The organism is Streptomyces hyaluromycini (genome assembly GCF_002217755.1).
Lineage (GTDB): Bacteria > Actinomycetota > Actinomycetes > Streptomycetales > Streptomycetaceae > Streptomyces > Streptomyces hyaluromycini.
In genome coordinates this window covers 1,670,236-1,687,965 of the sequence record NZ_BCFL01000016.1, presented here as the reverse complement: position 1 = coordinate 1,687,965, position 17,730 = coordinate 1,670,236, and the positions used below count along the sequence as shown (strand labels likewise).

Here is a 17,730-nt window from a genome sequence, read left to right as displayed (position 1 = left end):
GGGCCGCGAGCCTACTTCGCGTGCCGTACCGCGTAGATCATCACGAAGGCGATGATGTGGATGCCGAACAGGAAGTAGGCCAGGAAGTACCAGACCTGGCGTTCGTTCTTGGTCTCCTGCTTCAGGCGGCGTTCTTCCAGTTGCCTTTCCAGGGTGGCCGCGGGGTCCTCGTCCGGCATCGCGGTGTCCGGCATCACAGGTCCCGGTGGACCTTGGTGTTGGAGGCCTGGGCGCGGGGGCGGACGACCAGGAGGTCGATGTTGACGTGGCTGGGGCGGGTCACGGTCCAGGCGATGGTGTCGGCGACGTCGTCGGCGGTCAGGGGCTCGGCGACGCCCTGGTAGACCTTCGCGGCCTTCTCCTCGTCGCCGCCGAAGCGGGTCAGCGCGAACTCGTCCGTCTTGACCATGCCGGGGGCGATCTCGATGACCCGGACCGGCTTGCCGACGATCTCCAGGCGGAGGGTCTCGGCGAGGACGTGGGCGCCGTGCTTGGCGGCGACATAGCCGGCGCCGCCCTCGTAGGTGCCGTGGCCGGCGGTGGAGGAGACGACGACCACCGTGCCGTCGCCGCTCGCCTCCAGCTTGGGGAGCAGGGCCTGGGTGAGGTTCAGGGTGCCGATGACGTTCGTCTCGTACATCGTGCGCCAGTCGGCGGGGTCGCCGGTGGCCACCGGGTCGGCGCCGAGGGCTCCGCCGGCGTTGTTCACGAGGACGGCGACCGCCTTGAAGGCCGTCGCGAACTCGTCGACCGCGGCGCGGTCCGTCACGTCGAGGGGGTAGGCGGTCGCCTGGTGGCCCGCCTCGTTGATCTCCTTGGCCAGTGCCTCGATGCGGTCCGCCCTGCGGGCGGTGAGGACGACGCGGTAGTCGGCCTCGGCGAGCCGGCGGGCGGTGGCGGCGCCGATGCCGCTGCTGGCGCCGGTGACTACCGCGATGCGGGACGGGGCCATGGGTTGCTCCTCAGCGGGGTTATACGTGCGGCTTGCTTTGGAGAGTCTAGGCGCCGTGGTCGGGGCGGAATCGGGCGGCTGCGGGCCGGTGGGGGTTGTTCGCGCCCACGCGGCGGAGCCGCATATCGATACAGCCCCGCGCCCCTTTCGGGGCGCGAACCTCAGGTCAGTTTCTTGGTGCCCACATGATCAGGGCCATTCCTGCCAGGCAGATCGCCGCTCCGGTGAGGTCCCAGCGGTCCGGGTGGTAGCCGTCGGCGACTACGCCCCACAGGATCGAGCCGGCGACGAAGATGCCGCCGTAGGCCGCCAGGATGCGGCCGAAGTGGGCGTCGGGCTGGAAGGTGGCGACGAAGCCGTAGGCGCCGAGGGAGAGGATGCCGCCGGCGACCCAGAGCCAGCCGCGGTGCTCGCGTACGCCCTGCCAGACCAGCCAGGCGCCGCCGATCTCGAAGAACGCGGCGACGACGAACAGGGCGGCGGAGCGGAGGATGAGCATGCGTGCAGCGTGCCATGGCCGGCGGGTGTCACCTGATGGGGGGCGCCTGCGGCGGGGACCGGGTGGCATACATCCGTATGGATGCCGGAGTGCGGATGCCGGACACGGACGGGACGGGTGGTGTGGCGATGCGTTGTGGTGGCCTGGCGGTGGTCGGTGCGGTGGCGGTGGGCGCGTTGGTCTTGGGGGGCGGCGGTACCGCCTGGGCCGGGAACGCCGATCTTGAGGTGCACGGGTCCGCCGTGCTGAGCGGGGACCTGGTGGAGGTCCGGGTGATCCCGCTCAACCACGGGCCGGACGGCGTGACGGCTGCCAGCGTGCGGCTGGCCTCGTCGGCGGCGCTGGCGGACACCCAGCAGCTGCCGGGCGGGTGCGCGCGCACCGGTGACCGGGAGGTGGTGTGCGACACCGGGCCGCTGGCGGTCGAGGTGCCCGGCGCGGAGCTGGTGGTTCCGGTACGGCTGCGGGATCAGCCGGAGGAGGTGCGGCTGGAGGTGGACGTGGCGTGGGGCGGGGGTGCGGTGGACCAGGACCGGACGAACGACAGGCATCGGGTGCTGGTGCTGGCGACCGGGGATTCGTACGCGTTCTGATCCGGGTCGAGCGAGCTGAACGGGTCGAACGGGTCGAACGGATCGAACAGGTCGAACGGGTTGAACGGGTCGAACGGGTTGAACGGGTCGAACGGGCTGAACGGGCTGAACGGGTCGAACAGGCCGTCCGGGCCGTCCGGGCCGTCCGGGCCGTCCGGGCCGTCCGGGCCGTCCGGGCCGTCCGGGTCAGATGATGTCGAGGCGGTCGAGGAACGGGACCGCGTCGGCCGGATCGCCCGTGATGCGGCAGTGGTCGCGCCAGGCTTTGCGGGTGGTGGCCCAGGCGATGAAGTCGAGCGCCGTGCTGTGGACCCGGGTGGGGGCGTCCGCGCCGGGTGTCATCGTCAGTCGAGCGTCCGGGCCGGTCGCGGGGTGGAGGGTGACGGTGGTCGCGCCTGGTCCGGTCAGGTCGAGGACGAGGGGCCGGCGGAGGGTGGCGGTGAGTTCGGGGCCCTGCATCTGGGGGAGGCCGGCGAGCATGAAGTCGATGGCGGGGGCGACCTGGTCGTCGGTCGGTTCGGGCAGGGCGAGCGGGAGCGGACCGTCCGGGGCGAGCAGGTCGTTTCGGAGGTGGCAGAAGACGTTGAACGCCATGGTGTTCGCGAGGAGGTGGCGGGGGTAGGTCCCGAGCCCGGGGACCTCGACGGGTTCGTCGGCTCCCGGGGGTTCCTGAGCCGCCGCCAGGAGGTCCAGTTGGCGGGGGGTGCTGTGCCGCCACTCGTCGAGGACCTCGGCGTGGCCGAGGCCGCGGCGTTCGTCGACGCGCAGGTCGTGGTAGCGCTCGCGGTTCCTCGGCAGCGCGGGGTCGGGCGGTGGCGGGGCGACGGCCTCGGTGGCGAGCGCCGCGAGGTGGGCCACCACGTCGATGACGCGCCAGCCGGCGCAGGCGGACGGCAGCTCCCACTGGCCGTCGTCCACCTGGGTGGCGATCTCGGCGAGTTGTGCCGTGCTGGAACGCGCGGCGGCCAGGCCGGCCCGGGTCATCGTGCCTCCCTCAGCGTTCGGGCCGTCCGTTTCAGGCGGCGTTCCGGCCGATCCAGACGGTCTTGGCGTTCATGAACTCCCGCATGCCGAGGTCGGACAACTCGCGTCCGTAGCCGCTGCGTTTGACGCCGCCGAAGGGGATCTCGGGGTAGCTGGTGGTGTTGCCGTTGATGAAGGCCATGCCGGACTGGATGTCGCGGACGAACAGCTCGCGTTCGGCCTCGTCCTCGCTCCACAGGTTCGATCCGAGGCCGTAGGGGTGGCCGTTGGCCTCCCGCAGGGCTTCCTCCAGGGAGGAGACCGTCCACACCTGTGCCACGGGGCCGAAGACCTCCTCGTGGTACATCCGCATCTCCGGTGTGATGCCGGTCAGGACGGTGGGCGGGTAGAACCAGCCGGGCCCGTCGGGGCGTTCGCCGCCCAGCAGTACCGTCGCGCCCTTGGCGACGGCGTCGTCGACGTAGGACTCCACGTCCTGCCGGCCGGACTCGGTGGCCAGCGGTCCGACGTCGGTGCCCTCGGACATCGGGTCGCCGATCACCAGTGCCCCCATCTTCGCCACGAACATCTCGATGAACGCGTCGCCGATGGCCTCGTGCACGTAGAAGCGTTTGCCGTTGATGCAGGACTGCCCGTTGTTCAGGGTCCGTGCCCTGACGGCGACATCGGTGGCCCGGTCCAGGTTCGTGGAGGGCATGACGATGAAGGGGTCGGAGCCGCCGAGTTCGAGGACCACCTTCTTGATCTCGTCACCGGCGATGGCGGCCACCGAGCGGCCGGCCGGTTCGCTGCCGGTCAGTGTCGCGGCGGCCACCCGCGGGTCGCGCAGCACCTGTTCGACCCGCCCCGAGGAGATCAGGAGGGTCTGGAACACGTCCTCCGGGAAGCCCGCCTCGCGGAAGAGCTCCTCCAGGTACAGGGCGCACTGCGGCACGTTCGAGGCGTGCTTGAGCAGTCCCACGTTCCCCGCCGTGAGCGCGGGTGCGGCGAACCGCATGGCCTGCCACAGCGGCAGGTTCCACGGCATCACCGCGAGTACGACGCCGATCGGCTGGTACGTGACGAACGTCTGCTGCGCGCCCACGCGTTCGCCGTCGCCCTCCAGGTCCCGCAGGAACGCGGGGCCCTCCGTGGCGTAGAAACGCAGCCCATGCACGCACTTGACCACTTCCTGCTCCGCCGCCCGGAAGGTCTTGCCCATCTCGGTGGTGATCATTTCGCTGACGCTCTCGACCTCCTTCTCCAGGCGGTCGGCGGCATGGTGCAGCCACTCCGCTCGCTGCTCGACGCTCGTCAGCCGGTACGAGGCGGCCGCTGCCGCCGCCCGGGCGAGCTTGTCCTCAAGTTCCTCGGGGGTCAGTTCGTCGAACCGCCTGAGGACCTCACCGGTCACCGGACTCGTCGTTGCGATAGCCATGAATCCACCGTATGGCCGGCCGACAAGTCGAGCAATTCACCCATTTGTACCACCAATGGATGCGGCGGCACCGGATGCGTGGCAGGCGCGGGCGCGCGACCATGGTGAGGTCCGAAGCGGCGGCCGCGGTGACCGGCGCCGGGACCTGTTTCCTGCCCGTGTCGCGCGCGCCGAGCCGCTTTTCCGCTGGTCGGCGAGAGCGAGACACCCATGACGCAGATGCGGGCAGCCCGGATGCACGGATACAAGGAACCCCTTCGGATCGAAGAGGTCCCGGTGCCCGAGCCCGGGCCGGAAGAGATACTCCTGAAGGTCGCCGCGACCGGCATGTGCCGAAGCGACTACCAGCTCCTCAACGGCTACTTCGAGGGGCCGTTCCCGGTGGACCTGCCCTACATCCCCGGTCACGAGGTCACGGGCCGGGTGGCGGGACTCGGCGGCGAGGTGCCCCCGACGGTGGGCTACTCCGAGGGCGACATGGTCGTGGTCAACCCCAGCTGGGGGGACGGCACGTGCCGGCAGTGCCGCGAAGGCAACGAACAGCTGTGCAGCGGCGACGGCCGGTGGGTGGGCTTCGGCCCGCCGGGCGGTTTCGCCGAGTACATGGCCGTGGAGTGCCGCCATGCGATCCCGGTCTCGGAGGAGGCCGCGCGGGCGCCGGAGCTCCTCGCCCCGATGACCGACGCGGGCATGACCCCGTACCGGGGGATGCGCAAGCTCCGCGACGCGGGCAAGCTCGGCCCCGGCCGGACCGTCGCGGTCACGGGCATCGGCGGGCTGGGCAGCTACGCGATCCAGTACGCGAAGCTGCTCGGCGGCGGTGCGACCGTGGTGGCGTTCGCGCGGACGGACAGCAAGCTGGACGTGGCGAAGGAGAACGGCGCGGACCACGGGATCAACGTGCGGCACAAGTCCACGGAGGCCATCCAGGACGAACTGGAGAGGCTGACCGGCCGCAGAACGGTCCACGCCATCCTGGACTGCGTCGGCAGTGAGTCGTCCGTCTCCATGGGCTTCGACCTGCTGGGCCCCGAGGGGGCGCTGGCGGCGGTCGGCCTGATGAGCCAGCGTGTCGAGCACCGGCAGTTCCCGTTCGTGGGCACCGAGCTGTCCTACCTCGGTTCGTTCTGGGGCAACCACCTGGACCTCGTCGAGGTGCTCTCACTCGCCGAGGCGGGCCTGGTCAGGCACAACGTGACCAAGGTGGCCCTGGAGGACATCAACGAGAACCTGGACGCCCTGGGCCGGGGTGACGTCGTCGGACGCCAGGTCATCGTCTTCCAGTGACTCACGGCTGACTCACGACAGTGCCGCTACGAGCTCCTGGGCGAGGGGGCCGGAGGACGCGGGGTTCTGCCCGGTGAAGAGGTTGCGGTCCACGACCGTGTAGGGCTCCCAGGCGGGACCCCGCGAATACTCGGTGGGCAGCTTCTTCAGCTCGTCCTCCAGCAGCCACTTGGCCTTGTCGGCGAAACCGACACCGGCTTCCTCCTCGTTGCAGAAGCCCGTCAGCCGGTAGTTCGCGAAGGGTGTGTCACCGTTCGCGTCACGGGTGGCGAGGATGGCGGCGGGGGCGTGGCAGACGATGCCGAGCGGACGGCCGGAGGCGAGCGCCTCCCGCAGCAGCGCGCCGGAGTCCGGGTCGGCCGAGAGGTCCTCCATCGGGCCGTGGCCGCCGGGGTAGTAGACCGCGTCGTAGTCCTCCAGGCGGATGTCGGTGAGGGGGACGGCGTACCGCAGCTCCTCCGCGTCCTCGATGACGGCCTCCTCGCGGAGGGCGTTCTCCTCGCCGCCCGCCATCCGGGGCCGCAGGCTCATCGTGTCCACCACGGGTACGACTCCGTGCGGGGTCGCCACGGTGACCTCGTGTCCGGCGTCGGTGAACACGCTGTACGGGGCCACGAACTCCTCGGCCCAGTAGCCGGTGGGATGTCGGTGCCCGTCCTTGAGGGTCCAGTAGCTCGCGCCGGTCACCACACACAGGATCCTGGCCATGGGACGCTCCTCCGGGACATGTTTCCGGGATACGTTCAAATGTGCCCATCAAGTCTGGGCGGGTATTCCGGGGGCCGCAACTCGTGGCCGCCGTGCGGGAAATGCGCCGGTCATTCCGGTGACGCGTATGGTTGTGACGTGTTTTCCTGAGGTGCGGCAAACCGACGGTGTCGAGGGATTGCCATGATCAGACCCTATGGTCCTTACGATTTCCTGCCGCCGATCAGGGCCTTCTCGGTGGCCTCGGAATCCGTGGCCAATGGTGGGGAACTGGCCCGCGAGCAGGTGAGCGGCATTCTCGGCGCCGGCGGGTCGGACGTCTCGCCGCAGCTGAGCTGGGCCGGTTTTCCCGAGGAGACGCGGAGTTTCACGGTGGCGATGTTCGATCCCGACGTGCCCACCGCCTCGGGATTCTGGCACTGGGCGGTGGCCAACCTGCCCGCCTCCGTGACCGGCCTTCCGGCCGGGGCGGGAGACGGCAGGCAGCTGCCCGGCGCGGCGGTGACGCTGGCCAACGACGCCGGCTACCGGAGATACCTCGGTCCGGCGACTCCGCCGGGCAACGGCCCGGACCGCTACTTCCTCGTGGTGCATGCCGTCGACGCCGAGGAACTGGGGGTGTCGGAGTCGACGACCCCTGCCTACCTCGACTTCCTCCTGTTCAGCCACGCGATCGCGCGGGCGACGATGTACGGCACATTCGAGCGCGCCCGAACGTGACGGCCCCGGGTGTCCTGCCCTATTTCCACATGTAGTCCTCGGCGGCGTTGACGATCAGGTCCTTGACCGCCTGCGGGTGGGAGACGAGGGACACGTGCGAGGAGTCGATCTCCACTGTCTTCCGGGCGTTCGCCCGCTTCGCCTCGAACAGTTCCAGGCTCGGGTTGACCGCCCGGTCCTTCTTGCCGACGAGGGCGTACACGGGTTTGGTCCGCCAGGCGGCGCCGGTGAGCTTGTCGGCGAACGCCGACATCGCGATCGGACGCTGGGTGGCCGCCATGATGTCGGCCTGGCTCCTGGGCAGGTCGGCGGCGAAGACCTGGCGCAGCCGGTCCGGCTGGATGTACACGTCCGTGCCGGTGGTGCCGTCGGCGTTGCGGAAGGGCACCTGCTTCAGTGCCTGGGCGAGCGGGGCGGGGGCGAACTTCGCGGCGAGGACGGCCTGCGACTCTCCCGCGTCGGGCATGATCGCGTTGATGTACACGAGGGCCTTGACGTTGGCGTTTCCGACGGCGGCCTGGGAGATCACCTCTCCGCCGTAGGAGTGGCCCGCCAGGATGATCGGTCCCGTGATGGACTTCAGGAAGCTCGCGAGGTAGGCCGAGTCCTGGGCGACACCGCGGAGCGGGTTGGCCGGTGCGGCCACCGTGTAGCCGTTCTGCTGGAGCCGCTGCACGACACCGCTCCAGCTCGACGCGTCGGCGAAGGCGCCGTGCACGAGCACGATGGTGGGCTTCGCCCGGCCCGGGTCGCCACTCGGACCGCCGGCCTGCGCGGTCACGGGGGCCAGGACGGAGGTCGTCCCCGACAGTGCCAGCAGGGCCGCGCCCCAGCGGGCGGCTTTCACGGTGCGGAGGGAGGCGCGGGAGGTGCGGGGCTTACGGGGCTCGCGGGAGACGCGGGATATGTGCATGCCGGTCCTTCGGTGCGGGGGCGTCGGGAGACACCCGGGATTCCAGCGTCCGGGGCGCCTGCCCGTGTGTCCCCGTGCACGGGCCGTCCGGGTGAACCGCCCCGGGGGCCCGTGCTCCGGTGCCGTCCGTGGTGATCAGCTGGAGCCGGCTGTCGTGCCGAAGGTCACCCGGTAGTAGCAGGCCCCCTTGCAGGGCATGGTCGCCCCGTCGTCGAAGGCGTAGGAGTAGGCGTAGGGCTCGGCGCGCTTGAAGACCTGGGTGTAGTCGACGGGCCACTTGGAGGGGACGCAGTTGTCGCGGCCCGCCCAGGCGCCGCGGCAGCAGTAGGTGTCGCCGCCGAACGCCGCACACGGCGGTTTGCAGCCGATCTCCTGGCCGTTGGAGAGAGCCTGCATGGCCTTGGGGCAGTCGACCTCCGTGGTGCAGGTGCCCTTGTAGCAGCCCGTGGAGCCGACCGGGTCGGTGGTCGTGGTGTGGGAGACGTTGATGTACATGGGCAGGTTGGAGCCGTCGACCATGCTCACGTCGTAGAAGTCCATGCCCGCGTAGGCGTCGAAGGTGAACTCGCCGAGGGTGGTGGGCGGGTTGCCGCCGCTGCACACGCTGGTGCAGTCGCCGGAGGCGCAGGGACCGGCGGCCGTGCCGGTGCATCCGGTACGGCCCCAGATGCGGCCGCCCCAGTTGTTGGCGACGGTCACCGAGAGGCTCTGGCCGGGGGCGAGCCTGCGGCCCGCCGGGTAGACGGAGGTGTTGGTGACGACCGCCCACACCGTCTTCTGGGTCCTGTTGACGACGGTGATCAGGCGTTTGCCGGCGGGGGCGGTGGTCGGTTGCGTGGTCTTGGCGGCCTGGTGGGAGGCGGCGGCCGTCGGCTTGCGGGTGGTCTTCGCCGACGCGGACGCCGAGGTCTTGGCGCTCGCGGAGACGGAGGCGGAGGGGGAGGTGCTGGGGCGGCTCGGTGACGGGGAGAGCGGGGTGCCGGACGGCGCGGACGGGAGGGCCGCGGCCGTCGGGCGGCGGTCCGGGTGCGCGGCCTGGGTTCCGGCCGGGGTCCACATCCCGTAGGTGATGAGTACGGTGGCCGTCGTCGCGAGGGCGGCCGCGCCGGCGTACCACCAGCGGCGTCGCGGTGGTCTCGCGCCGTGTCTCCTGCGTCCTCGTGCCATCCTTGTGCCTTCCTCGGGCTGTGCCAGATGTGTGCCTGCCTTTCGGTGACCTCCTCGACGGGGGCCGTACAACATAAATTGCGCAGCCGACTCGCCGGTTTTTCTGTTGTCCCCGCGTCTGGCGCGGGGTCTCCGTTCCGACAGCCGGACTCTGCGCGGAGGAACAGACCCACATGACCGAGAACCATCGGAGCGGACCCGACCCCGGCGTGGTGACGGCCGCTCGCGCGGGTGACAGAGCGGCCCTGGAGCACCTCGTGACCGCGTGTCTGCCGCTGGTCTACAACATCGTCGGCCGGGCCCTGAACGGTCATGCCGATGTCGACGACGTCGTACAGGAGACGCTGTTGCGCATGGTGCGCGGGCTGGAGAAGCTGCGGGATCCGTCCGCGTTCCGGTCGTGGCTCGTCGCCATCACGATCCGGCAGGTGCGCAACCGGGAGCAGTCGCGGGCCACGGACCGGGACCGCAGGGCGCGGCTGGACGACGCGGAGGCGATCACCGACCCGGCGCTCGACTTCGCCGGGCTGACCATCCTGCGGCTGGGCCTGACCGAGCAGCGCCGGGAGGTCGCCGAGGCGACGCGCTGGCTCGATGCGGACGACCAGGAGCTGCTGTCCCTGTGGTGGCTGGAGGAGACCGGCGACCTGGAGCGCGCGGACCTCGCCGGTGCGCTGGGGCTGTCCGACCGGCATGCCGCGGTGCGGGTGCAGCGGATGAAGAAGCAGATGGAGGTCTCGCGGTGTGTGGTGCGGGGGCTGGGGGCCGACCCGCGCTGTGCGGAGCTGGACGAGATCGCCGAGCCGTGGGACGGCACGCCGAGTTCGCTGTGGCGCAAGCGGTTCGGCCGTCACATACGTGGCTGCGGGGTGTGCGCGGGTCTGGAGCGGGGGCTGCTGCCGATGGACCGGTTGCTGAGCGGTCTGCCGCTGGTGGCCGTACCGGCCGGGCTCGATCCGGCGCGGGTGCTGGCCCATGTCACCGCGCACCATGTCACCGCGTCGCAGGTCGGCGGAGCTCATGCCAGCGGGGCGCATGGCGCCGCGTCCGCCGATGCGAGTGGCGGGGGCGGCGGGGGTGGCGGGGGCCGGGCCCTGCGGCGGCGGCACGGGCGGGCGGGCAGGCGGGCGAGCAGTCGTCTCGTGGGCAAGCAGGCCGTCGTGGGCGGTTCGGCTGCGGTCGCGGTCGTCGCGGCGGTCGCGCTGGTCGCGGCCCGGATGACGGCGGGCCCGTCGGTCCCGGCCGCGGAGACGCATGCGCCGCCGACGCCGGTCGCCGTGGCGTCCCCGAGCCCGAGCCCGAAGCACTCCGCCTCGCCGTCGCCGTCCCCCTCCCGCAGTGCGTCCCCGAAGCCGTCGGTCAGGCCGACCCCCTCGAAGCACACCGCGGCTCCGGTGCAGGTGGCCTCCGGTGCCAAGAAGGGCGTCGGCGTCTGGTCGTTCAACGGCGTGAGCCAGGCGCTCGCCGCGAGCGGGGCGAGCTGGTACTACACCTGGAACACCCAGCACCAGGGCGTGACGACCCCGTCCTCGGCCTCCTTCGTGCCGATGGTCTGGGGCGCCGCGTCCGTCACCGACGCGTCGCTGGCGCAGGCGCGTGCCGAGGGGCCGTACCTTCTGGGCTTCAACGAACCCGACATGGCGCAGCAGTCGAACATGACCGTCGACCAGGCACTGGGGCTGTGGCCCAAGCTGATGGCGGCGGGCAAGGTGCTGGGCAGCCCGGCGGTGGCGTACGGCGGGGACACGGCCGGCGGCTGGCTGGACCGGTTCATGTCCGGGGCGAAGGCGAAGGGGTACCGGGTCGACTTCATCACGCTGCACTGGTACGGCGGTGACTTCCGCACCCCGCAGGCCGTGGACCAGCTGAAGCAGTACCTGGCGGCGGTGTACGCGCGGTACCACAAGCCGATCTGGCTGACCGAGTACGCGCTGATCGACTTCTCGCAGGGGACGCGTTTCCCGTCGGCGCAGCAGCAGGCGGACTTCGTCACGGCGTCCACGAAGGCGCTCGACGCGCTGCCGTACGTGCAGCGTTACGCGTGGTTCGGGCTCGGTGCGGACCCGGCGAAGGCGAGCAGCGGGCTCTTCACCAGCGGTACGGCGGCCACGGCGGCGGGCCGGGCCTTCCAGACGGCGCGCTGAGCGGGGCGCTGAGCGGCGCGCTGAACGGAGGGGGGCCGGTGCGGCGGCTGCCGTCGACACCGGCCCCCCTCCGGCTATGGGCTCACGCCCCAGGTGACGCGGTAGCCGCACTCGCCGGAGCAGGTGAAGACGCTGGTCGCGTCGTCGTTGACGTAGGAGTAGGCGTTGGGGTCGGCCGCCTTGAACACCGCGGCGGAGTTCACGGGCCATGAAGAGGGCACGCACTGGGGGCGGGCGGCGTAGGCGCCGGTGCAGCAGGTCTGGTCCGTGTTGAACACCAGACAGGCGCTCAGGCAGGCGACGACATGGCCGTCCCGGACACGTTGCAGCTTCTTGGGGCAGGTCGCGATGGTGTCCTTGACGCAGCCGGCCGCGGTGCAGCCTTTGCTGTCGACCTTGTCGGTGGAGGTGCCGCCGTAACTGTTGATCCACATCGGCAGGTTGTAGCCCTCGACCTGGCTGACGTCGTAGAAGTCCATGCCGTTCCAGGCGTTCAGGTTGAACTCGGCGAGGGTGGAGGGGAATTCGCCCCAGGTCGAGCCGCACTGGAAGTGGCCGCAGCCGCCGCTCAGGCAGGTGCCGTCGCCTGCGGCGTCGAAGGAGCAGCCGGTGCGGGCCCAGAGGCGGACGTCCCAGTGGTCGGGGATGGAGAAGCTGAGGCTGGCGCCGGGGCGCAGGACCCAGCCGGTGGCCTCGACCGGGTGCTTGGGGTCGGCGGCGATGGCCGGCCAGATGGTCTGGTCGAGCCGGTTGACGAGGGTGATGGTGCGTTTGCCGGGGGCCTTGGCGGCGGCCGTCGGCTGCTGCGCCGCCCTGTGGGAGGGCGAGGCCTTGGCCGAGGGCGAGGTGCCGGCGTGTGGGGCCGCCGAGGCCGAGGCCGAGCCGGACGGTGACGGTTTCCGGGAGGGGCTCGCGAGGGGGGTGGCGGCGGCCGTCGTACGGGGTATGGCCGCCGGGCCGGCGGTGGTGGTCCGCCGGTCCGATGCCGGGCCCGACTGCATACGGGCCAGCACCACGCCGGTCACCAGGGCGAGGCACGTGAAGAGTACGGCGGCGGTGGCGGCCAGGCCGGAGTACCGGCGGCGTCGGCGTCGGCGGTGCATGTCACAAGACTCCTGTCCGTTCCCACGGGCGTGGGCTTTCGTAGCGGAGACCTGGACGGGGGCCGCGGATAACGGAAACGGGGTGGGCGAGGGCGGGGAAAGGGCGTGGGCGAGGGCGGGGAAAGGGCGTGGGCGAGGGCGGGGAAAGGGCGGCGGCGGGGTCGGGGAATAGGTGGCGGCGGGGTCTCGTTTTGTGGGTATAGTTGAATCGTAAACAACCTGGAGGGTGAGCGAGCATGCAGTTCGGGATCTTCACGGTCGGCGACGTCACGCCGGACCCCACCACGGGGCGGACGCCGAGCGAGCGGGAGCGCATCAAGGCGATGGTCGCGATCGCGCTGAAGGCCGAGGAGGTCGGTCTGGATGTGTTCGCGACGGGTGAGCACCACAACCCGCCGTTCGTGCCGTCGTCGCCGACCACCATGCTCGGCTACGTCGCCGCGCAGACGGAGAAGCTGATCCTCTCCACCTCCACCACCCTCATCACCACCAACGACCCGGTGAAGATCGCCGAGGACTTCGCGATGCTCCAGCACCTGGCCGACGGCCGGGTGGACCTGATGATGGGCCGCGGCAACACCGGGCCGGTCTACCCGTGGTTCGGGCAGGACATCCGCGAGGGCATCAACCTCGCCGTCGAGAACTACGCCCTGCTGCGCCGGCTGTGGCGCGAGGACGTCGTCGACTGGGAGGGCAAGTTCCGCACGCCGCTGCAGGGCTTCACCTCCACCCCGCGGCCGATGGACGACGTACCGCCGTTCGTCTGGCACGGCTCGATCCGCTCGCCCGAGATAGCGGAGCAGGCCGCCTACTACGGCGACGGCTTCTTCCACAACAACATCTTCTGGCCCGCCGACCACACGAAGCGGATGGTCGACTTCTACCGGAAGCGGTTCGCGCACTACGGGCACGGCACGCCCGAGCAGGCGATCGTCGGCCTCGGCGGCCAGGTGTTCATGCGGAAGAACTCGCAGGACGCGGTGCGCGAGTTCCGGCCGTACTTCGACAACGCGCCGGTCTACGGGCACGGGCCCTCGCTGGAGGACTTCACCGACCAGACGCCGCTGACGGTGGGCTCGCCGCAGCAGGTGATCGAGAAGACGCTGGGCTTCCGCGAGTACGCGGGCGACTACCAGCGCCAGCTGTTCCTGATGGACCACGCGGGGCTGCCGCTGAAGACGGTCCTGGAGCAGCTCGACATGCTCGGCGAGGAGGTCGTCCCCGTGCTGCGCAAGGAGTTCGCGAAGGGCCGTCCGGCGGACGTCCCGGAGGCACCGACGCACGCGTCGCTGCTGGCCGCCGCCGCTGAGGAGAAGGCCGCGGAGAAGGCTTCGGACAAGAAGGAGGTCGGGGCATGAAGCTCGTCGTCGTCTCGGCGGGGCTGAGCGTGCCGTCGTCCACGCGGCTGCTGGCGGACCGGCTGGCAGCGGCGGTGGGCCGGCAGGCCCAGGTCGAGGTCGAGATCGAGGTGGTGGAGCTGCGCGACCTCGCGGTCGAGATCGCACACAACTTCACGAACGGGTTCCCGGGGCGGAAGCTGGCGGCCGCGCAGGAGGCGGTGACCGGGGCGGACGGGCTGATTGCGGTCACGCCGGTGTTCACGGCCTCCTACAGCGGGCTGTTCAAGTCGTTCTTCGACGTGCTCGACAAGGACGCGCTGGCGGGGAAGCCGGTGCTGATCGCGGCGACCGGGGGTACGGCACGGCACTCGCTGGTGCTGGAGCACGCGCTGCGGCCGATGTTCGCGTACCTGCGGGCGGTGGTCGTGCCGACGGGCGTCTACGCGGCCTCCGAGGACTGGGGTGCGGAGGGGCTGGAGGGCCGGGTCGAGCGGGCGGCGGGGGAGCTGGCGGGGCTGATGCAGGGGCTGAGCCGGGCGGCGCACGAGGAGCCCGAGGCTCTGCCGGTCATCCCCTTCGCGGAGCAGCTGGCGAGGCTGGCCGCGAGCTGAGGGGGGCCGGGGCGGGGGGTGGGGACGCTTACCGGCGCTTGCGGGGTGCCTCCCCCAGAGGGGGGACCCCCAGCGCCCACCCGTGCCGCCTGGGGGCACCTCCCAGGCCCTTAAGGCACTGGGGGAGGCACGCCTGCCCGCAGCTACGACGTGCCCCGTAAGGGGCGCGGGGAACTGCGCGACCAGCCCCCACGCACCCGCAGCCGAACGACCACGGCCCCCCACTCACCCGGACCCGAATCGCGGCGCCCGGTTGCCTCTGTGACGGTGAGAGGCAGGTAAAAAGGGTGATCGTAGGCCCGCTCACCACGGCAGAACCGCCGGAGGCCTTGGCAGACTGGGGAGGTGCCCCAGACTGTGCTGCTCGCCGAAGACGACCGCGCCATCCGCCACGCCCTGGAGCGGGCCCTCACCCTGGAGGGTTATGAGGTGACGGCGGTCGCTGACGGTGTGGAGGCCTTGGCGCACGCCCACCGCACCAGCCCGGACGTCCTCGTCCTCGACGTGATGATGCCCGGCATCGACGGCCTCCAGGTCTGCCGCGTCCTGCGGGCGGAAGGGGACCGTACCCCGATCCTCATGCTGACCGCGCTGGTCGAGACCGCCGACCGGATCGCGGGACTGGACGCCGGCGCCGACGACTACGTCGTCAAGCCCTTCGACGTCGAAGAGGTCTTCGCCCGGCTGCGGGCGCTGCTGCGCCGTACCCTGCCGGTGACCACCGGCGGCGGCAGCGGCGGTGGCGGCGGTGTCGCCGCCGAGCCCGGCCGGGAGCCGCAGGTCTCCGACCGGCAGGTCGAGGCGGCCGGCCTGCGCATGGACCTCCAGGCCCGCCGGGCCTGGCGCGGCAAGCGTGAGCTGGAGCTGACCCGCACCGAGTTCGAGCTGCTTGAGCTGCTCGCGCGGAACGCGGGCATCGTCCTCGACCACTCCACGATCTACGACCGCATCTGGGGCTACGACTTCGGCCCCGGCTCCAAGAACCTCGCCGTCTACGTCGGCTACCTGCGCCGCAAGCTCGACGAGCCGGGCGCCCCGCAGCTGATCCACACCGTCCGGGGCGTGGGTTACGTGCTGCGGGAGGACTGAGTGGGCCTCCGCCTCAAGCGGCCGGGCCGGCCGGTTCGGCCCGGGCGGCCGGGGCGGGTCGGGCTGCCCGTGCGGCTCAGGCGGATGCTGGCCCGGCGCCGGCCCAAGCTCGTCTCCCTGCGTACCACCTTCGTCGTCTCCTTCGCGGCGATCACCGCCGCCGTCACGATCGTCGTCGGCATCCTGTCCTACAACGCCGCCGCCCGCCTGGTCCGCGTCGACGAGCAGTCGGTGTTCACGCAGGTCGTCTCCGACGTCCAGGACGAGGTGCGGCAGCACAGGATGGAGCCGATGGACTTCTCCTCCTCCCGGCGCGGCCACGACCTGCTCCGCCCGGCCCGCACCGACGTCCAGGTACTCGGCGCGCAGGGCGAGATCGTCGACCACGGCAGCCCGGTGCTGCCCGTCACGGACGCGGACCGGGCGGCCGCCACCGCCACGACGGCCGGGAAGTCGGTCCAGCACAAGGACGTACGGGCCGGCGAGGACCTGTTCCGGATCGCCACGGTCTCGCTCGGCGGCGGGCGGGGCGCGGTGCAGGTGGCGCAGGAGTTCAGCGACACCGAGGACCTGCTCAACGCGCTCCAGCAGCGCACCCTGCTGCTGATGTCGGCCGTGGTGGTGGCCGCCGGGCTGTTCGGCTGGTGGCTGGCGAGGCGGATCACCCGCCGGCTGGTGATCCTCACCTCGGCCGCGGAGAACGTGGCCCGCACCCGGCAGCTCGGCATCCAGGTGCCGGTGACGGGACTGGACGAGGTGGGCAGGCTGGGCCGCGCCTTCGACCGGATGCTCGGCCGCCTCGCCCAGTCGGAGGAGGACCAGCGGCGCCTGGTCCAGGACGCGGGCCACGAACTGCGCACCCCGCTGACCTCCCTCCGTACCAACATCTCCCTGCTCCGCCGGATCGACGAGCTCCCGCCCGCGACCCGTGATGAACTCGTCGCCGACCTCGGCCAGGAGGCGCGCGAGCTGACCGACCTGGTCAACGAGCTGGTCGACCTCGCGGCCGGGCAGTCCGACAACGAGCCCCCGCTCCACGTGGACCTGGCCGACATCGCGGAGGACGTGGCGGGGCTGGCCCGGCGCCGTACCGGCCGCGAGATCGTCCTCCGCGCCGCCGGCGACACGACCACCGACGGCCGCCCGGGGATGCTCCAGCGGGCCGTCTCCAACCTCGTCGAGAACGCGGCCAAGTTCGACCGGGACGGCAAGGCCCCCATCGAGATCAGCGTCACCGGCCCCGCCCGGCCCGGCACGGTCCGCGTCGAGGTCCTCGACCGCGGCCCCGGTATCGCCGAGGGCGACCTGATCCGTATCTTCGACCGCTTCTACCGTGCCGCCGACGCCCGCTCCCTCCCCGGCTCCGGCCTCGGTCTCTCCATCGTCCGCGAGGTCGCCATGGCCCACGGCGGCGCCCCCTTCGCCTTCCGACGCGAGGGCGGCGGCGCGGTGATCGGGTTCACGGTGGGCGGCGGCCTCGCCGGCGGGGTGCGGCGCGGGTGAACCACCTGGTGTGGGCCCGTACCCCGCACGCCCGTGTCTTCCGCCACGGCACGGCCACCGCCGTGGCCGCCCCCGCCCTCTCCGGGCGCGACCGGATCGCCGTGGCCGGGGCGCCGAAGGACGCGCTGCCCCTCGTACGGGACGTCCTGGCGGAGGTCGGCCCGGCCTACCGCCCCTTCGGGCGGTCCGAGCTGATCGACGAGCTGGTACGGGCGACACCCGGCCTGGTGCCCGGCGGGCGCCGCTTCCTGTGGATGGAGACGGCGCGCCGGCCGGCTGATCCGGCACCCGGGGTGGCGTGGCTCGACGAGCGGGGAGAGGCAGCGACGGCCGCGCTCTTCACCGGCCACTTCCCGGACTCCTACGCGCAGCCGGGCCGCGCGGGCGTCCGCCGCTGGGCCGGTGTGCACGACGACTCGGGCCGCCTTCTCGCCGTGGCCGCCGACGCCTGGTCGGCGGCCGGGTGCGGCTTCATGGCCGGGGTCGTGACCCGCCCCGAGGCCCGCGGGCGGGGACTGGCGGCGGCCGTCTCCCGCTTCGTCGTGGACGCGCTGGTACGGGACCACGGCCGGGCCGCGCTGATGGTGGACGCCGGCAACCCGGCCGCGATCGCGGTGTACGGGCGGGTCGGCATGCGCGGGTACCTGTTCGGGGCGGCCGCGGTCGGGTGATGATCGGGGCACCGGGTGACTTCTGGGGA

Annotated in this window: 18 protein-coding genes; 9 read left to right on the top strand and 9 right to left on the bottom strand. The window is 71.7% G+C overall.

The window, feature by feature from the left end:
• Positions 1–11 precede the first annotated feature (11 nt).
• The 3 genes from SSP29_RS07895 to SSP29_RS07885 form a co-directional block, all read right to left on the bottom strand.
• Positions 12–194: a hypothetical protein gene (locus SSP29_RS07895; protein ID WP_089099696.1), complete on the bottom strand. Its 183-nt coding sequence runs from the start codon at positions 192–194 to the stop codon at positions 12–14.
• Entirely contained in the window at positions 194–952 is a 759-nt protein-coding gene (locus SSP29_RS07890) for an SDR family NAD(P)-dependent oxidoreductase (RefSeq protein ID WP_089099695.1), read from the bottom strand. Before SSP29_RS07890 ends, SSP29_RS07895 begins: the two co-directional genes overlap by 1 nt.
• Before the next feature lie 166 nt (positions 953–1,118).
• A complete protein-coding gene (locus tag SSP29_RS07885) occupies positions 1,119–1,451 on the bottom strand; it encodes a YnfA family protein (protein ID WP_089099694.1) in 333 nt (110 codons plus the stop codon).
• A 95-nt stretch (positions 1,452–1,546) separates the two neighbouring features.
• On the opposite strand from SSP29_RS07885, the gene SSP29_RS07880 reads away from it, so the two are divergent.
• Positions 1,547–2,044, top strand: coding sequence for a hypothetical protein (locus SSP29_RS07880; RefSeq protein ID WP_150133738.1), 498 nt, complete (start codon positions 1,547–1,549; stop codon positions 2,042–2,044).
• 186 nt (positions 2,045–2,230) lie between these two features.
• Here SSP29_RS07880 and SSP29_RS07875 read toward each other — a convergent pair whose 3' ends face one another.
• Together SSP29_RS07875 and SSP29_RS07870 are read right to left on the bottom strand one after the other, a co-directional pair.
• A complete protein-coding gene (locus SSP29_RS07875; protein WP_089099693.1) occupies positions 2,231–3,028 on the bottom strand; it encodes a maleylpyruvate isomerase N-terminal domain-containing protein in 798 nt (265 codons plus the stop codon).
• A 31-nt stretch (positions 3,029–3,059) separates the two neighbouring features.
• Positions 3,060–4,445 (bottom strand): NADP-dependent succinic semialdehyde dehydrogenase, encoded by a 1,386-nt coding sequence (locus tag SSP29_RS07870; protein ID WP_089099692.1) that lies wholly within the window; start codon positions 4,443–4,445, stop codon positions 3,060–3,062.
• A gap of 210 nt (positions 4,446–4,655) precedes the next feature.
• Between SSP29_RS07870 and SSP29_RS07865 the strand changes: the two genes are divergently transcribed.
• On the top strand, positions 4,656–5,732 hold the full coding sequence (locus SSP29_RS07865; RefSeq protein WP_150133737.1) for an NAD(P)-dependent alcohol dehydrogenase: 1,077 nt from the start codon (positions 4,656–4,658) through the stop codon (positions 5,730–5,732).
• Positions 5,733–5,744: 12 nt separating this feature from the next.
• On the opposite strand, the gene SSP29_RS07860 is transcribed toward SSP29_RS07865, so the two are convergent.
• Positions 5,745–6,440: a type 1 glutamine amidotransferase domain-containing protein gene (locus tag SSP29_RS07860; RefSeq protein ID WP_089099691.1), complete on the bottom strand. Its 696-nt coding sequence runs from the start codon at positions 6,438–6,440 to the stop codon at positions 5,745–5,747.
• A gap of 183 nt (positions 6,441–6,623) precedes the next feature.
• On the opposite strand from SSP29_RS07860, the gene SSP29_RS07855 reads away from it, so the two are divergent.
• Positions 6,624–7,160, top strand: coding sequence for a YbhB/YbcL family Raf kinase inhibitor-like protein (locus SSP29_RS07855; RefSeq protein ID WP_089099690.1), 537 nt, complete (start codon positions 6,624–6,626; stop codon positions 7,158–7,160).
• Positions 7,161–7,179: 19 nt separating this feature from the next.
• Here SSP29_RS07855 and SSP29_RS07850 read toward each other — a convergent pair whose 3' ends face one another.
• Together SSP29_RS07850 and SSP29_RS07845 are read right to left on the bottom strand one after the other, a co-directional pair.
• On the bottom strand, positions 7,180–8,073 hold the full coding sequence (locus tag SSP29_RS07850; RefSeq protein ID WP_089099689.1) for an alpha/beta fold hydrolase: 894 nt from the start codon (positions 8,071–8,073) through the stop codon (positions 7,180–7,182).
• 135 nt (positions 8,074–8,208) lie between these two features.
• Positions 8,209–9,240, bottom strand: coding sequence for a thaumatin family protein (locus SSP29_RS07845; protein WP_245883023.1), 1,032 nt, complete (start codon positions 9,238–9,240; stop codon positions 8,209–8,211).
• 173 nt (positions 9,241–9,413) lie between these two features.
• Here SSP29_RS07845 and SSP29_RS07840 point away from each other — a divergent pair, with 173 nt between their 5' ends.
• Positions 9,414–11,384, top strand: coding sequence for a sigma-70 family RNA polymerase sigma factor (locus tag SSP29_RS07840; protein WP_089099687.1), 1,971 nt, complete (start codon positions 9,414–9,416; stop codon positions 11,382–11,384).
• Positions 11,385–11,458: 74 nt separating this feature from the next.
• Here SSP29_RS07840 and SSP29_RS07835 read toward each other — a convergent pair whose 3' ends face one another.
• On the bottom strand, positions 11,459–12,487 hold the full coding sequence (locus tag SSP29_RS07835) for a thaumatin family protein (protein ID WP_089099686.1): 1,029 nt from the start codon (positions 12,485–12,487) through the stop codon (positions 11,459–11,461).
• A 236-nt stretch (positions 12,488–12,723) separates the two neighbouring features.
• Here SSP29_RS07835 and SSP29_RS07830 point away from each other — a divergent pair, with 236 nt between their 5' ends.
• The 5 genes from SSP29_RS07830 to SSP29_RS07810 all read left to right on the top strand — a co-directional run bounded on the left by SSP29_RS07830 (position 12,724) and on the right by SSP29_RS07810 (position 17,701).
• Positions 12,724–13,845, top strand: a complete 1,122-nt coding sequence (locus SSP29_RS07830) for an LLM class flavin-dependent oxidoreductase (RefSeq protein ID WP_089099685.1) — start codon at positions 12,724–12,726, stop codon at positions 13,843–13,845.
• Positions 13,842–14,438 carry an FMN reductase gene (locus tag SSP29_RS07825; protein ID WP_089099684.1) on the top strand — a complete coding sequence of 199 codons (597 nt, stop codon included), beginning with the start codon at positions 13,842–13,844 and terminating at the stop codon, positions 14,436–14,438. Before SSP29_RS07830 ends, SSP29_RS07825 begins: the two co-directional genes overlap by 4 nt.
• Before the next feature lie 345 nt (positions 14,439–14,783).
• Positions 14,784–15,527, top strand: a complete 744-nt coding sequence (locus SSP29_RS07820) for a response regulator transcription factor (protein ID WP_089099683.1) — start codon at positions 14,784–14,786, stop codon at positions 15,525–15,527.
• A gap of 84 nt (positions 15,528–15,611) precedes the next feature.
• Positions 15,612–17,030 carry a sensor histidine kinase gene (locus SSP29_RS07815; protein WP_089099858.1) on the top strand — a complete coding sequence of 473 codons (1,419 nt, stop codon included), beginning with the start codon at positions 15,612–15,614 and terminating at the stop codon, positions 17,028–17,030.
• Positions 17,027–17,701: a GNAT family N-acetyltransferase gene (locus SSP29_RS07810; RefSeq protein WP_089099682.1), complete on the top strand. Its 675-nt coding sequence runs from the start codon at positions 17,027–17,029 to the stop codon at positions 17,699–17,701. Before SSP29_RS07815 ends, SSP29_RS07810 begins: the two co-directional genes overlap by 4 nt.
• The last annotated feature ends 29 nt before the right edge of the window (positions 17,702–17,730 follow it).